At 61.1% G+C, this 14,831-nt stretch carries 13 protein-coding genes; 7 read left to right on the forward strand and 6 right to left on the reverse strand.

Features of this window, described 5'->3' with window-relative positions:
• The first annotated feature begins 755 nt into the window (after positions 1 to 755).
• The 4 genes from ACVIYL_RS16140 to ACVIYL_RS16155 all read left to right on the forward strand — a co-directional run bounded on the left by ACVIYL_RS16140 (position 756) and on the right by ACVIYL_RS16155 (position 4,713).
• Positions 756 to 1,694, forward strand: coding sequence for a class I SAM-dependent methyltransferase (locus tag ACVIYL_RS16140; protein ID WP_456779119.1), 939 nt, complete (start codon positions 756 to 758; stop codon positions 1,692 to 1,694).
• 124 nt (positions 1,695 to 1,818) lie between these two features.
• A complete protein-coding gene (locus ACVIYL_RS16145) occupies positions 1,819 to 2,646 on the forward strand; it encodes an ATP-binding cassette domain-containing protein (protein ID WP_456779120.1) in 828 nt (275 codons plus the stop codon).
• 40 nt (positions 2,647 to 2,686) lie between these two features.
• Positions 2,687 to 4,231 (forward strand): ABC transporter permease/substrate-binding protein, encoded by a 1,545-nt coding sequence (locus ACVIYL_RS16150; protein WP_456781838.1) that lies wholly within the window; start codon positions 2,687 to 2,689, stop codon positions 4,229 to 4,231.
• Positions 4,232 to 4,449: 218 nt separating this feature from the next.
• Complete coding sequence (locus ACVIYL_RS16155) at positions 4,450 to 4,713, forward strand: hypothetical protein (protein WP_456779121.1); 264 nt, start codon at positions 4,450 to 4,452, stop codon at positions 4,711 to 4,713.
• A 536-nt stretch (positions 4,714 to 5,249) separates the two neighbouring features.
• Here ACVIYL_RS16155 and ACVIYL_RS16160 read toward each other — a convergent pair.
• On the reverse strand, positions 5,250 to 5,486 hold the full coding sequence (locus ACVIYL_RS16160; protein ID WP_283068412.1) for a hypothetical protein: 237 nt from the start codon (positions 5,484 to 5,486) through the stop codon (positions 5,250 to 5,252).
• Positions 5,487 to 5,948: 462 nt separating this feature from the next.
• Between ACVIYL_RS16160 and ACVIYL_RS16165 the strand changes: the two genes are divergently transcribed.
• Complete coding sequence (locus ACVIYL_RS16165) at positions 5,949 to 6,161, forward strand: hypothetical protein (protein ID WP_456779122.1); 213 nt, start codon at positions 5,949 to 5,951, stop codon at positions 6,159 to 6,161.
• 316 nt (positions 6,162 to 6,477) lie between these two features.
• Here the strand turns inward: ACVIYL_RS16165 and ACVIYL_RS16170 are convergent, their stop codons facing one another.
• The 5 genes from ACVIYL_RS16170 to dctP all read right to left on the reverse strand — a co-directional run bounded on the left by ACVIYL_RS16170 (position 6,478) and on the right by dctP (position 12,387).
• Positions 6,478 to 7,146, reverse strand: coding sequence for an outer membrane protein (locus ACVIYL_RS16170; RefSeq protein ID WP_057017476.1), 669 nt, complete (start codon positions 7,144 to 7,146; stop codon positions 6,478 to 6,480).
• Between the two features lie 748 nt (positions 7,147 to 7,894).
• Positions 7,895 to 9,424, reverse strand: coding sequence for a class I adenylate-forming enzyme family protein (locus ACVIYL_RS16175; protein ID WP_456779123.1), 1,530 nt, complete (start codon positions 9,422 to 9,424; stop codon positions 7,895 to 7,897).
• A 32-nt stretch (positions 9,425 to 9,456) separates the two neighbouring features.
• Positions 9,457 to 10,740, reverse strand: coding sequence for a TRAP transporter large permease (locus ACVIYL_RS16180; RefSeq protein ID WP_229188887.1), 1,284 nt, complete (start codon positions 10,738 to 10,740; stop codon positions 9,457 to 9,459).
• 110 nt (positions 10,741 to 10,850) lie between these two features.
• The gene (locus tag ACVIYL_RS16185) at positions 10,851 to 11,354 is read right to left on the reverse strand and encodes a TRAP transporter small permease (RefSeq protein WP_456779124.1); all 504 of its coding nucleotides are present in this window, start codon (positions 11,352 to 11,354) and stop codon (positions 10,851 to 10,853) included.
• Between the two features lie 10 nt (positions 11,355 to 11,364).
• Positions 11,365 to 12,387 carry a TRAP transporter substrate-binding protein DctP gene (gene dctP, locus ACVIYL_RS16190; RefSeq protein ID WP_456779125.1) on the reverse strand — a complete coding sequence of 341 codons (1,023 nt, stop codon included), beginning with the start codon at positions 12,385 to 12,387 and terminating at the stop codon, positions 11,365 to 11,367.
• Between the two features lie 377 nt (positions 12,388 to 12,764).
• On the opposite strand from dctP, the gene ACVIYL_RS16195 reads away from it, so the two are divergent.
• Together ACVIYL_RS16195 and ACVIYL_RS16200 are read left to right on the forward strand one after the other, a co-directional pair.
• Positions 12,765 to 13,952: an ABC transporter substrate-binding protein gene (locus tag ACVIYL_RS16195; protein WP_225158779.1), complete on the forward strand. Its 1,188-nt coding sequence runs from the start codon at positions 12,765 to 12,767 to the stop codon at positions 13,950 to 13,952.
• Between the two features lie 10 nt (positions 13,953 to 13,962).
• The gene (locus tag ACVIYL_RS16200; protein WP_028333424.1) at positions 13,963 to 14,829 is read left to right on the forward strand and encodes a branched-chain amino acid ABC transporter permease; all 867 of its coding nucleotides are present in this window, start codon (positions 13,963 to 13,965) and stop codon (positions 14,827 to 14,829) included.
• The last annotated feature ends 2 nt before the right edge of the window (positions 14,830 to 14,831 follow it).

A 14,831-nucleotide genomic window follows, 5' to 3' on the forward strand; every position in this document is an offset into this window, starting at 1 on the left:
CTGTCAGAGTCTCATCGTTGCAGCGGAACCGACAAAGTTCCGAACATCGGCCTCGCGAGCGATGCAAACCGTCAATAGCCCTGTGCGTATGCGCGAGTTGCTGTTCCACCAAATCAGCTTCAAGCTTGGTTCATCCTCGGCGTGGCGGCTTGGCGCATTTTCTAACATGGCCCCCAAACCACGTGCGTGAGTTGCCGTTGCCGAGGAACTGCTCCAGCGCGCCTTTGTCCGTAGGCCGAGTTCGATCCATCGGCCAACTACGCGGGCCAATCATTCCCATCTGAGCGGCCTTCCTATTGGCGCGGTCTCAACCTGTTGTCGGCAACTGTGCTGGCGCGAGTGCGTTCCATGCTTCTGCGAGATGTTCTTCGGTGCCGCGACTGGCGCCACCGGGCACGCAACGTGAGCGTGATTTCCCAACCGTCGCGTCCGTGCCTGACCAGCATTGTCGACCATCGGGGCCGGCTGCCCGCACGCTTTGATTCGTGCAGCACCAGAGTTGATCCCTTTCTCTGCCGGAGCGACTGGCATTTTCGACATCATCCTGACCGCAGATCAAGCCGCCCCAACCGGCGATGGTCTCGAAAAGGAGGCGGCGTTATACGCGCGTGCGCATCAGTGCTCAGCGCAGTTCCACGAAGCGAGGTTGAAAAAAGCGCAATAGGTTTGTGCGTCGGTCAATCTCTGCAATAAGGCATCAAGCACTTGAACGCAGCAGCCGTCGAGTGGCTTGCAAGTTGAAATAGGAGACCGGGTTGCAAACACATTTTTCGCGCATCAATCAGTCCAAGGCCGTCTTCGATGATATTTATGCCCTGGATGATCCCAGGGCGTATTTCTCTGTCCTCGGAGATTTGGATTACATGATCCCGGACGTGGCCGAGCCGGTTGTGCGCCAAATTCTGGCAGCGAAGGTTTCAGAAACCGGCGTCAAGCCGACCGTACTTGATGTTGGCTGTTCATACGGAATCAACGCAGCGGTGCATCGGTTTCCACTGACTTTCGGGGGCTTGCGCCATCGCTACGCCCGACGCGAGATGAGGGCGATCGGTTCTGAGACATTGGTGCGCCTCGATCGCAATTTTTATTCGGCTTGGCCGGATGTCGGTCTCGCGCGATTTATCGGTCTCGATGTATCGGCGCCGGCGATAAGGTATGCGACGGGTGTAGGTCTGCTTGAGCAGGGCATTGTCGCAGATCTTGAAACGGAGGCGCTCTCGGCGGGCAGCGCGCATCTTGTCCGATCCGCGGATGTCATCATGTCGACTGGGTGCATCGGCTACGTCACCGAGAAGACGTTCAGCAAGATTCTCGATGCGACGGAGAAGCGTCCATGGATCATTTCGTTCGTGCTACGAATGTTCCCGTTCGATTCTCTAGCCGCGACATTCGCGAAGCGTGGCCTTGTGACGGAGCGTCTTGCCGGCGCGACTTTCATCCAGCGTCGTTTTCGCGATGCTGAGGAGTTTGAAAGTTGCTTGGCCAGCCTGGCGGCTCTTGGCATCGATGCTACCGGTCTTGAGTCGGAAGGGCTGTTTCACGCCGATCTGATGTTGTCCCGGCCTGAGGCGGATGCGCGCGCCGCTCCCCTGGAAGACATTGTCACTGTTGCCAGCGGCAGGGGGCGTCCGATCGGACCCCGTTATGTCCATGTTGAGGGCGACGACGGCCTGCAGGTCGCGTTGGAGCCGTGACGGGTTCGCCTTCCGAAGATGGGCGTGGGTGTGACCCAGGGACCTGTGCATCCAAGTGGATCATGCCCTGACGCCTGCTTGCTCATTTTCTGGCAGTTCTGCAGTCCACAGGGAGGCCCTGTTCATGACAGCTTCGCCGATTTCGAATCCGTCTAATTCCGTGCCGTATATCGAGATCGATGCTGTATCGAAATCCTACGATGGGGGGCGGAGTGTTGCTGTTTCCAACGTATCGCTCGACGTACAGCAGGGGTCACTGGTCGCGCTCGTGGGCGGCTCGGGATCCGGCAAGACCACGCTGCTGAAGACCATCAATCGACTGGTCGATCCTGACGTTGGAGAAGTCAGGATCGACGGAGTGCCTGTAAGCAAAGCCGAACCGCCGATGCTGCGGCGGAGCATCGGCTATGTCTTTCAGGGGATCGGTTTGTTTCCACACATGCGAGTTGCCGACAACATTGCCGTGACACTCAAATTGCGTGGCTGGCAGGCGAACGAGATCGAATCGCGGGTGGCCGAGATGCTGGATATGGTGGACTTGCCGCAGGATTACGCCAGCCGCTTTCCGCACATGCTGTCCGGAGGTCAGCGCCAACGGGTTGGCGTCGCGCGTGCAATCGCCGCCCGACCGCGCATTGTTCTGATGGACGAGCCGCTGGGTGCGCTCGATCCTGTCACCCGCGACAGCCTGGGTTCTTCCTACCGCGAGCTGCACGACCGGTTCGGCATGACGACCCTGATGGTGACCCATGACATCCAGGAAGCTGCGCTGATGGCTGATCGAATCGTCGTCATGAAGAACGGCCGCGTACTCGCCGACGATACGCCGCATACTCTGATGATGGGCTCTGGTTCTGACGATCCGGACGTGACCGCCTTGATGGAAGTGCCGCGACGTCAAGCGGAGCGCATCGCCGCGCTTGCGACCAAGAACGGATCTGCCCGTGCCTGATGCCGGCGCAGAGCTGCTTTCCAGTGCCCGATTAGACGCTTTGTTCGACGCCTGGCGCCTGCTCCCTACCTATCTTACACCACATATTGTACTCTGCGCCACGGCGCTGGCGCTTGGACTGCTCGTCAGCCTGCCGCTGGCTGCCCTCGCAGCGGAACGACCATGGCTACGCCGGCTGGTGCTTGCCATCGCCAGCTTGATCCAGACCATACCGGGACTTGCGTTGCTCGCACTGTTCTATCCGTTGCTCCTTGCGCTCTCGACATTGACGGCACGGCTCTTCGGCTTCGGCATCCCCGCGCTGGGATTCTTGCCGACGCTGATCGCATTGACGCTCTATGCCATGCTTCCGATTTTGCGCAACAGTGTGGTTGGCTTGAACGGCGTCAGTCCAGCCGTCGTCGAAGCGGCCGAAGGCGCTGGCATGACGCCTCAGCAGATTCTGACACGCGTCAAGGCGCCGCTCGCCACGCCTGTCATCATGGCCGGGGTGCGGACTGCAGCTGTATGGACGATTGGAGCAGCCACGCTTTCCACGCCCGTCGGCCAAACCAGCCTTGGCAATTACATTTTTACGGGGTTGCAAACCGAGAACTGGGTTTCCGTGCTGTTCGGCTGCATCGCCGCGGCCGGGCTTGCTCTGATCACCGACTTCTGTCTCGGTCTCGTGGAGACAGGGGCGTCTGAACGCAGCAGGAAGCGTGTGGTGTTCGGTATCGCCGGGCTTGCTCTCGGCACGCTCGCCGGTTTCGCGCCGCTGCTCTCGAACGAGGCCGCAACCTATGTCATCGGCGCGAAGAGCTTCTCCGAACAGTTCATTCTGGCGGACCTGATGGGTGACCGGCTGAAGGCCGAAGGGGTCGGCGTAACGCGTAAGGACGGGCTCGGTTCGGCTATCGCCTTTCGCGCGCTGGCTCACAATGACATTGATGCTTACGTCGATTACTCCGGCACGCTCTGGCGCAACGTTATCGGTCGCACCGATATGCCACGGCGCGAGGAGATGCAGGCGGAGATCGTCCGCTGGATGAAAGCGGAGCAGGGTGTCACGGTACTCGGTGCGCTTGGTTTCGAAAATGCCTACGTTCTCGCGATGAAACGGGAGAGAGCGCAGGAATTAAACGTCACCTCGATTGCCGATCTTGCTCGTGTTGCACCTCAACTCACCATCGGCGATGACCTTGAGTTTTTGGGCCGACCGGAATGGCGCTCGCTTAAGGATGCCTATGGTCTGTCGTTCAGAACGCGACGCTCGTACAATCCAACGATCATGTATCATGCTCTCGAGGCCGGCGAGGCCGATGTCATCTCCGCGTTCTCCAGCGACGGGCGTATCGCGGCGCTTGATCTGCTCGTGCTGGCTGACCCGAAGCATGCGATACCTTCCTATGATGCGCTGATCCTCATCGCGCCAAAGCGCGCCGCCGATGCGCGGCTGAAGCGAGCACTTGTTCCGCTTGTCGGCTCGGTGCCTGTTGAGGCTATGCGCGCCGCTAACCTTATGGTCGACGGCGATACGGACAAGGCTTCTCCGGAAGAGGCGGCGCGAGCCTTGGCAAAGGCCGTGCATTTGCAGTCGCGATAAATACGAGAACACGATCAGGGGCGTTCTCGTTCGAGGTTCGACCATCGCCGATGAGTCGTGCTCAAGGTCCCGGACGAAATTGCGCGTCACGCAATGAACGATCAGCTCGGCAGCGTTTTTGCGGTGACGCGAGGCCCCAGTCCAAGCTGGGGGAATTCGGATTCATAATGACGCCACGAATCGTTGTCACGAACGTACAACCGTATTTGGGGATGACAATGCGGGCAAAAAAAGTGGAAAGGGCGGTTGGTTCCAACCAATCGTTGCTTGAGCTGCTCCAGGCAGAACTTGCAGCCCTCAATTCGCAAATCGAAGCGATCGAAAAGACACGGGCAGAAACGCAATCGATCGATGAGTTGAGAGAGTGTGCGATCCGCGCGTGTCGACGGATCGACGAGATTCGTTCCGTCGTTGCCGCCGAACAGTCGAATGACGCGCCCAACAGCGCAACTCGTGAATCTCCGTCTACGGTTGCTCGTTGAAGCATGCCGGCCGCGTGGTCCGTCTCTCTGCTTCCTGGGCGGTAGACGCGGTCAAGGCGCTGGCCCGAGGGGCGGCGATGCTCCGCTCGCTCGTCTGCGGCGATCGTCCTGAAGGCGACGACGAATCTCGACTTGCGTCATGCGCTTGGGCACCAGCCCTAACCAAAATCGTCCCTTAGATCCCGACAGCCGCGCGTGTCGCCATCAGCCAACTTCCGGGTGTAGCGCGATCAGCAAGATCGCCACCGCGACCACTGCGAGCCAGCATTCAGCGGCGATGATGGCCCATTCGGTGCCTGTTCGATTTTTCATTGGCGCCACCTTTTTCGACGGCTCCGACGTGAGTCTGAGGGGCTTCAACGTCGAAGCTGTCTTCGCCAGTGCTTCGGCCTATCCGAGTTTGATGCGCTGTGGGGCTCGGCTGATCCGAGTGATGATCAGATCACACTCGGCCTTGGATGGAAGTGCACTTTGTGCCAACGCAACTGGTTCCGCTGTCCTGCTTGTATCATGGTTCATGCACAACGCAGGTCGTCCTATCGTGCGGCACCCAACTGTGTTGCCGCCAGTGCATTCCAAGCCAGGCCGAAGCTCAGTCCGATGGACGACACTTGATCCGCGTTAAGCGCAAGCCTGATTTCCCATCCGCGTCCATGCTGGCGTGAAATCAAAACCTCGGACGACCCAAATCCGCGCACGTCGCGTTTCCATTCGCGCAGCATTAGAATCAATTCCTTCTCTTCCGCGCTCACTTCTATTCTCGACATCGCCATCACCGCGCATCAAGCCACCCCAACCGGCAAAGCTATTGAGCGCCGCAACGCCGCGTCAACACGCGCGCGTGCATATCCGACAATGGCACTTCACGGCTGTCGCCCATCTCGCAAGCTCCGCTGACACAAGCGACGGCCCCGACGTGCTGTCTGAGGGCCGCGCCGGAGCCGTCTTTGCCAGTATTTTCGGATTGGCCGAGCCGATGCGCGTGCTCGGTCGATCCGATGTGCGCAATGAGATCAGAATCGCTTCGTGATGGGATGTGCAGTCCGTGCCAACAGCACCGGTTCCATGGTCACGATTGCATCATAATCAATCAACAACCAAAACACCCACGTGTGTTGCTGTTCCATCGAATGCGTTTCACTTTGCATTCTCCTCGGCGGTGGTGGGCGACTCATGATCCAGCACTGGACTCGCAAAGTGTGTCGGCTAGCACTCGCCGGGGAACGGAGGCCATGATGAAACGCTGTGACCGCAAGCGCTCCGACATGACGCCGTGCGTGATTACCGACGGCGCGGATGCCTATAGCTTCGAGAGCGATCAGGACACTCAGCCGATCTGCGTTGGCTGCGGTCGCAGCCCGCAAGTTACAGGCGTGGCGCCACCCGCCGATTGGGCTGAGCAGGTTGCCGACTATCTGAAGGCCGTGCAGATCAGGCATCGGCGCTGAAGCTTCGCAGCGCGCGGCGCCCACGCGGCAAATCCGACCGGCCTGTCCAAATAACCAGCCCCGGCCGAACCGCTCGCAACCGGCCTCCTGTTCGCGCTCCATCAGCCCGATGAGCGTTAGCTGCCATCGTCCCTTGGAGGTCAGTTCCATGACGCATTGATCGTCGTGCGTCATGTCGTCACGGATCAGTTCGTCAACGTGCGTCAATCGACCGCGCTAGAGGCTTCCAATCCGGGAGAAACCACCGTTTCAACGAAAAAGCTCCGGGCCTTTGTTTGGCCCGGAGCTCTCATGTCGCTTGGAGTTAAGCGAGCGATCAGTACCTGGCGACGGCCGGGCCGCCCAGGTTGAACCTGTAGTTCAAGCCCGCCTTGATGGTGTGCTGGTCGTTGCGGAAGCTGCCGATAAAGCCGAGAGAATCGGACACGTTGACGGTGCCGAAGTCATAGTACTGGTATTCGAGCTTGCCCGACCAGTTCTGGGTAAACATGTATTCGAGACCGGCACCGACGGTGTAGCCGTCACGGCCGCCGTCGCCGCCGAAGCCGTTCGAGAAGCGCGTGTCAGCCCAGGCATAGCCGCCCTTGACGTAAAGCAGCGCCGGACCCCAAGTGTAGCCGAGGCGGCCGGTTACCGAACCGAGGCCACGATTGGCGAAGCTCGAACTGGTATCCAGAAAACTATAGTTGGCTTCAAGACCCAGCACCCAGCTCGGCGCGAACTGGTAATCATAGCCAGCCTGCACGCCGCCCATGAACACACCGTCGTTGCCACCGCCGAAGCCGGGGGCGAGGACGTTGTCGTTGCCACCGAACGCACCACCGACGTGACCACCGATGTAGAACCCGGTCCAGTTGTAGATCGGGGTCGGAGCAACATAGGGCGGAGCCTTGGTGTAGGGCTGAGGCGCGAGATCAGCCGCGGAAGCGGGCGCGACCGCGCCGAGCGCGATCATGCTGGCGGTGACAAGCAGAATTTTCTTCATCTTTTTCATTCCAACTTTCTTGTACTAGCCCAGCCCCAAGTTCATCGCCTATCAGACACGTGCGGAATTGCTGTAACTTGGCTGCAACAGGCGGCGCCAAACGCGGGCTGCTCACGGCAAGGGCGAGAGACGCTTGGCGTTAGGCGAGTTTGGAACTTTCGTGACGCGCATTATGCATTGCAGATCACGTCCCGGCGCAACGCGTCGGTGGATAGATGACTATCTTCGCATGGAACTGGGGCGAGCTCGAAGACGACCGAGAGCGAAGCGCGGGCCTGCAGCGCTTGTCGAGCCAAAAGGAAGAGTCACTATCGGGCTTCTGTCCCGTAGCGGAACGAAGTGGGAGGCCCCGACGCATACCAGCCCCGCGCCGCGGTCCGTTTGCGTGCGCGCAACACCCCGCCCGATATCTCTGACAGATTGATCCAGCGATAATGCAGGGCAGCGTCCCGATGATAGGAGTCCTGAACCAGGCTGTGTCAATCACCGGAGAGGATGTCGCAGCAGACTCGTCCGATGAGCCACGAAATAAGGCCAAGGGCGGCGATCACGACTCCAACTATTGGGGCAAACGCCACGTAATGGCGACAGGTCGTCGATTGGGGCGCTACGTAAGCCTTCTCGTTCGCTGGACGGTGCCGTTCTCGTGAAAACGGCGTGCTGTGCGTTCGGCCGGAGTAAAGTGCCCGTAATGCGGCCACATTCTCTGCGCTTGCAACGCGAACTCGGCTTCGTCGCTCGCGCTGAACTAGGAGCGCTTTTCGAGCCGCGGCCGCGGCCCTTCGGTGATGCGGAACCGGGACAGCACGTCGGTGCGAATGGCGCCGCGGAGGATCTTGCCGATTCCGTTGCGCGGCAATTCGTCGAGGGCAATCAGCAGGCGCGGACGCTTGTAGTCGGTCATGTTCGGCACCACGCGATTGATGCGCTCCTCCCAGCCTGGTGCGGGATTTTCCACCGCTGCAAGAATGACCTCGCCCCAATAGTCCGAGGGAATGCCGACCACCGCGACTTCCGATGGCTGCAGCGCCGGCGCAAGCAACCGTTCGACCTCTTCCGGCGCTACTTTGTAGCCGCCCGACTTGATGACGTCGGCGCTACGGCCGGTGAGGTGCAGCCGGCCGCGTGCATCGAGATAGCCGAGATCGCCGGTTTCGTGGAATTCATTCGGTGCCAATCGGACGAAACCCTCGGCGGTGCGATATCCGGCCATCAGATGTTGCGCGCGGATCAGGACTTCGCCGCCATCGCCCATGGCGGCCGGCCGGCCGTCCTCGCCGCGGATAACGATCTCAACACCGGGAGCGGGCCAGCCGACGCAGGCGTCCTCGCCTCCGGATGCATACCAGGACTCGGTCTCCTCGGCTTCAAGCACTGTGATCGGATTGAATACCTCGCTCTTGCCATAGGTCACCCGCACCACGGGGCCGAACATCTCCTTGACGCGCGCGTAGAGCGTGGGCTTCAGCACGGCCGTGCCGCAGAAGATCGTGCGCAGCGACGAGAACTGGCGCGTGCCCGCGGCAGCCACGATCTTTGCCAGCACGGTCGGCGGCGCAAACATCGCATCGCATGCGCCGCGTGCAAGGATATCAAGTACGCGCGGCGGGTCGACGCCGTCGAGCAGTGTCACGGCCGCACCCGACGACAGATAGGCATGCGTCATCAACGAGGAGCCGTGCGAGAATGGCGTCATCAGCAGGACGTTGCTGCCGGCATCCGGGCGGAACGGCAGGTTCGCCCGCAGCAATATGTTGGCCGTCCAGCGGCCGATCTGGCTGTGAACCGCGCCTTTCGGGCGTCCGGTGGTACCAGAGGTGAAGACGATACGCGCCGGCGCGTCGCCGTCGACCTGCAGGAAGGCGGCCGGATCCAACGCGGTCCGTTCGATCCTTTCGACCTCGATGATGTTCGGACTGCCGGCGGCCTTTTCGGTCGCGAGGGCCGCGCCGGTGATCAACAGGCGAGCGTTGGCGACCGCGAGGCAGTAAGCGCGTTCGTCGCTGCTCAGCGCAGGGTTGATCGGGACTTCGACGGCGCCCGCCAGCATGACGCCGAAAGTGGCCGCAACGGCGTCGGCGCTGTTGCGGAACAATGTAGCCACGGCATCTGTCGGCTCGATCCCGGCCTGCATCAGGGCATCCGCAACGCCGGCGGCTTTGGCGAACAACTCCGCATAGGACGTCGTGCCGGCGGCGTCGACGACAGCCGGCCTGTTGCCGTAGCGGAGCGCGAGCGTGGAGAATTCGCCGGCCCAATGGATCGATTTCGATGACATGCTCGAGCTCTCCGTCGAGACGATCCGCGTTGCTAGCCCGCGCCATAGACCAGATTGGGCAGCCAGAGCGAAAGCTGTGGGACATAGGTGATGATTGCAAGGCACAGCAGCAGCAGGCCGAGGAACGGCAGAACGCCGCGCACCACTTCGGTGACCGGCGCCGTCGAAATCGTGGCCAGCACGTAGAGGTTCAGTCCGACCGGGGGATGAACCAGCGCGATCTCCATGTTGTGGGTGAAGACGATCGCGAAATGGACGGGATCGATTCCGAGCGGCTTCAGCGCAGGCGCAAGGATCGGCATCACCACCAGCAGCGTGGCGGCGACCTCGAGAAAGCATCCGAGCACGAGCAGCAGCACGTTGATCGCGAGCAGGAATTGCCAGGGATGAAGCTGGTTGTCGAGCGTGAACTTCACCAGCGAGGCCGGGATGCCCGAGTCCGTCATCCAGTGGCCGAACGCCAAAGCGGTCGCGACGATGATCATGATCGTCGCGGCGCTCTTGATTGCCTCGGCGATCACCTCGAGCGTCTGGCTGACCTTAAAGCCGCGATAGAAGAACAGGCTGACGAGAAGAGCCACCGTGGCCGAGACCGCGGCTGCTTCGGTGACCGTCATCAGGCCGCCGTAGATTCCGACCATCACGATGAAAGGCACGCACAGCGCGGGCAGGGCATTGAGGCTCATCCGCACCAGTTCGGCGCGAGGCACGGACGGTTCGCGCGGCAGCTCGTATTTGTGCGAGTAGTAGAACACCCAGCCGAAGAACATCGCTGCCTGCAGCAGCCCGGGAAGGATGCCGGCCAGGAACAGGCGCGGCACGGACTGCTCTGCGATCAGCCCGTAAAGAATCAGCGACAGGCTGGGTGGAATCACGATGCCGATCGTGCCGGAAGCGCCGACCACGCCAAGCGCAAAATGACGCGGATAGCCGCGCTCGATCATCGCCGGCACCAGAATGGTGCCCATGGCGAGCGCAGTCGCAACTGAGGAGCCGCAGATCGCGGCAAACAAGGTACATGACACCACCGTCACGAGACCGAGTGCGCCCCGCAATCGTCCGAACCAGGCGATCGCGACATCGACCAGCGCCTTGGCGACGCCGCCGCGCCGCATGAATGCGGCGGCCATCACGAACAGCGGCAAGGCCATCAGTGTGCTGGAGTTCATTTCATCGGCGATCTTCTGCGCGATCGCCACCAGAGGCTGGTCGCTGAAGCCGAACAGGACCGCCGCGCAGAGACCCAACACCAGAAAGATCGGCATTCCCGCGCAGAGCAGCCCGAAGAACATCAGCAGGAAAAGCATCGTCCACATCGTGTCGGTCTCGTTGTTGCTGGACCTGAAGCGTCCCGATGCGGGACCACGACGGTCAGTTTGCCGATGGCAGATCGGTCATCAAGACGGCTGACGTCGCCGCCGATCGCTCAGTGATCGTGAACGGCGATGACCATGGTGGCGGGATCGAAGCGGAAGGCGAGCAAGTAAAGCTTGATGACGTAGCGCAACAGCATCAGCACGGCGCCGGTCAGGATGGCCGAGTAGTAGATCCACATCGGGAATTCGAGGCCCGTGATGCTGCGCTCGTCGAGGCTGCGGGCGACGTCGGCAACCTGGAAGCCGCAATAGGCCAGGCCGCCACAAAACAAGATCGCGACACAGCAGTTGAATGCCTCGACCCATCTTTGCCCTTGCGGCGGCAACAGTCGCAGGACGACGTCGGGCCTGACATGCCCATCGGTCCGGACCAACTGGCTCGACGCCAGAAACACCGCCCAGACCGTCAGATAGACCACGACCTCCTCGCCATTGATGAAAGCGAAATTCTTGTTCACGTAGCGGCCGATGACCTGAGCGGTCCCGACCGTAAGTGCGGCGGCACCAAGAACTCCAATTAACAGGAGTTCAAGCCTGTTCCAGATCTTCATCATGGGGTGGCAATCATTGGCCGACGGTCGTTACATCCGCCTGCACCTGCTGCAGCAAGGCGGGCGAAATCCGCAACTCCTTCGCGATGCCGTCCTGCAAAGGCAGCATCTTGGCGCGGACCGCAGCGAGCGCGCTCTCGGACGGCGAAACGAACACGATGCCGTTCTTCTCCAGCGTGTGGCGCGCCTCGGTCTGAGCCTCTTCCATGCTCTTGCGGTAGGCCTGGATGTTCTCCTGCCAGAGATCGACGACCAGCTTCTGGAGATCCGGCGGCAGCTTCTTGTAGAAGCTCTCGCTGATCATCGGCACGTAGAACCCGACGAATTCGCGATCCGCAAAGCCATACTTCACGCCGGATTCCCAGAGCTTTGCGCTGGCAAGGCTTTCATCGGTCGAGCTCAGCCCGTCGAACGTGCCTTGCGAGAGCGCCAGCGGAACGTCCGGCCAGGCTGTGACGTTCGGTGTTGCATTGAAGAACTTGGCTCGCGCCGATTGTCCGGCACCGCCGGAGTTGCGGATCTTCATGCCGGCCTGATCGGCGAAGTCGCGGATCGCCTTGTTGGTGCTGTAGGTGTTTTGATATCCGAGCTGCAGCCAGGGGCCTAGCAATTTGACATCGAGCTTGCTCTCGAATTGCTTGTTGATGATCTCGCCGATCTTGCCGTCGGCAGCAGCATAGACCACCGGGTAGGGCTGCCCGAAAAATGCCGGCAGCTGGAAGACGTCTGCATCGGGGACGAAGCCGGTCAGCACCCAGGTGCCGGGGATCGCCATCTCGACGGCGCCCTGACGCAGCGCCTTCACCACGTCGCGGTCGCGAAACAACTGGCCGCTGTGGAACAGCTCGGTCGTGATCCGGCCGCCGGATTTTTCCTGCAGCTTCTTCAGGTAGTCGGCGGCAGACAATGTCCGTCCGTGTGTCGCCGACGTGTCCACCGAAGCCCGCAGCTTGAACTGAGGTTCGGCTGCTAGCGCTCCCTGGCTGCACTGAATCGCAAGCACGGCAAGCACGGCCGTCACGGCGCCCCGCATCATCGAGTTTCTCCCGTTGGCCGTCGTCTTCTGTCCGCGACGGGTCACGGAAGCTAACGGGCAGGCTAGGTTGATTCAAGTGGAACGTTTCATTGCATAGGTGTGTCAGTAGCGGTGCGTCGTTTGGAGTTCTGATGGATCGTTCGATCGACAGGGTAAATTACTATTATTATTCATATTTATTGCATGTCGAGAGCGGTGGCTCATCTCAAGCATAGCTGATCTGCCCTATTTTTCATGAAACGTTTCATTGACAAGGCGACCTCCGCGCGCCTAGCGTCCCGGCGCCGAGCGATACGCGCGGCCCCGGAGCGGAACGCTTCGGGTTTCCACGCAACAAGTGGACGGCGCATGAGCCGCAACAAATTACGGGGGGAGTGATGAGCACTACGCGGAGAAATCTGCTGTTGTCCGGCATCGCCATCGGCGCTGCGCTGGCCAGTTCGAATGTTTCGGTGATGGCGGCGGGACAGGAATTGACGCTCGGCGTCGTCGGCGTTCTGTCGGGTCCCGCTGCGCAATGGGGCCTCGCGCTGCGCGGCGCGGTCGAGCTCGTCGCTGCCGAGGCCAACCGGGACGGCCTGATCAAGGTCGACGGGACGCCATGCAAGGTCAACGTCGTTGCCATCGACAGCAAGTACACGGCCGAAGGCGCCGCCGCTGCAGCCAACACGCTGGCAGGGCAGGGCGTTAAATTCATCATCGGTCCGATCGGCTCGCCCGAGCTCACCGGCGTGAAGCCGATCGCCAAGCGCAATTCGATGCTGGTGATGGGCAACGGCTACGCCAAGGATGCGCTATCGCCGCAGTTGCCGCTGGTCTTTCACATGGGGCCGGGTCCTTCGGGCTGGGCCGAGCCGATCATCAAGATCGCCAAGCAGAAGTTCGGCATGAAGAGCGTGGTGCTGGTCGCGCCGAACGACCAGGGTGGCACGGATATCGCGAGCGTCGACGCCGACGCATACAAGAGAACCGGCATCACCGCTTCCGAGGAATACTATCAGCGTGGCACCACCAATTTCGCGCCGATCGTGACCCGGATCATGAACGCGAAGCCCGACGCCGTCGATCTCGCTTCATCGCCCCCTGGCGACGCCGGCATCATCGTGAAGCAATTGCGTCAGGCTGGCTTTGAGGGACCGATCGGACGTCTCGGCGGTCCGGGATACACCGAAATCTCCCGCGTCGCCGGTGGCGACGAGGTGCTGAAGGACTTCTATTGGTACGAGCCGGTTCTCATCGACGAGAAAGTGCAATTGATCGCCGACGAGTACAAGAAGTTGCTCGGCGCCGAGCGGCCGGAAAACAATCTGTTCTTTCAGTGGGTCTCCGCCGCCCGCATGGTAACCAAAGCCATCGCCAAGGCCGGTACCATCTCGGACACGGCCAAGGTTGCCGAGGCCCTGCGATCGTTGCCGGTTGAGGATCCCAATATCGGTCCCGGTCACTGGATCGGGCAGGATTTCTTCGGCATCAACCAGGAACTGTCGTTCCCGTTCGGTGTCGGACTCGTGGAAAAAGGCAAGCTGCAACCGACCATCAGGGTCGAAGCGGCCGGCGGCAAGTAGCGGGTACTCCGTGCAAGGTTTTGTCGCCACCTGCCTCATCGGCATCAGCCTGGGTGCGCAGTACGCGCTGCTCGCCCTCGGCTTCACCCTGATCTTCGGCATTCTGGGAGTCGTCAACTTCGCGCATGGCGGCTTCTACGTTCTCGGAGGATATCTCGCCTATTCTGCGGTGACCTATCTTGGCATGCCCTACGCGCTGGCGGTGATCTGCGCGGCGCTGGGCACCACGCTGCTCGGATTCTTGTTCGAACGCTTCGTACTGGATCGCGTGATCGACGATCATCTGGCGACGCTGATGCTGACGCTCGGCCTCTATTTGATGATGTCGAGCGGCATATTGGTGGTGTTCGGACCGCAATCTCCGGCCTTCGCCTTTCCATTGACCGGTGTCATTCACGGCCATGGCTTCTTTGTGCCGATCGAGAATCTCGTGGTGCTGGGCGTCTGCATCGTCGGAATCCTGTCGATCTACGGCCTGATCTATTACACCGATTTCGGCCGCGCGTTGCGTGCGCTGGCCGATGACCGCGCGGTGGCGACGGCGCAGGGACTGCGTCCCGCGATTCTGTTCCCGGCCGCCTTCGCCCTGGCGACGGGGCTCGCCGGCCTCACCGGCGCGCTGGTCACACCGATCCTGTCGCTCGCGCCGCATATCGGCGATCCTGTGCTGGCGACGTCCTTCCTGATCGTCATTCTCGGCGGTCTCGGTAGCGTCGGTGGTGCGACAGTCGCGGCTTTCATCGTCGGCATGGCGGAGGCGTTCTCTGCGGTCTATCTCGGTGGCTCGAAGGGCGCACTCGCGCTGTTCGTGCTCGTCCTGGTCATGCTGGTCGTCAAGCCATCGGGTCTGTTCGGTCACCGGGTTCGGGGAGCTTGAGC

The organism is Bradyrhizobium sp. USDA 3315, assembly GCF_054056795.1.

Excerpts from the sequence above, each read along its gene's own strand:
- ACVIYL_RS16145 (WP_456779120.1), top strand. The coding sequence starts at position 1,819 with ATGACAGCTTCGCCGATTTCGAATCCGTCTAATTCCGTGCCGTATATC.
- ACVIYL_RS16155 (WP_456779121.1), top strand. The coding sequence starts at position 4,450 with ATGCGGGCAAAAAAAGTGGAAAGGGCGGTTGGTTCCAACCAATCGTTG.
- ACVIYL_RS16160 (WP_283068412.1), bottom strand. The coding sequence starts at position 5,486 with ATGGCGATGTCGAGAATAGAAGTGAGCGCGGAAGAGAAGGAATTGATT.
- ACVIYL_RS16165 (WP_456779122.1), top strand. The coding sequence starts at position 5,949 with ATGAAACGCTGTGACCGCAAGCGCTCCGACATGACGCCGTGCGTGATT.
- ACVIYL_RS16170 (WP_057017476.1), bottom strand. The coding sequence starts at position 7,146 with ATGAAGAAAATTCTGCTTGTCACCGCCAGCATGATCGCGCTCGGCGCG.
- ACVIYL_RS16175 (WP_456779123.1), bottom strand. The coding sequence starts at position 9,424 with ATGTCATCGAAATCGATCCATTGGGCCGGCGAATTCTCCACGCTCGCG.
- ACVIYL_RS16180 (WP_229188887.1), bottom strand. The coding sequence starts at position 10,740 with ATGTGGACGATGCTTTTCCTGCTGATGTTCTTCGGGCTGCTCTGCGCG.
- ACVIYL_RS16185 (WP_456779124.1), bottom strand. The coding sequence starts at position 11,354 with ATGATGAAGATCTGGAACAGGCTTGAACTCCTGTTAATTGGAGTTCTT.
- dctP (WP_456779125.1), bottom strand. The coding sequence starts at position 12,387 with ATGATGCGGGGCGCCGTGACGGCCGTGCTTGCCGTGCTTGCGATTCAG.
- ACVIYL_RS16195 (WP_225158779.1), top strand. The coding sequence starts at position 12,765 with ATGAGCACTACGCGGAGAAATCTGCTGTTGTCCGGCATCGCCATCGGC.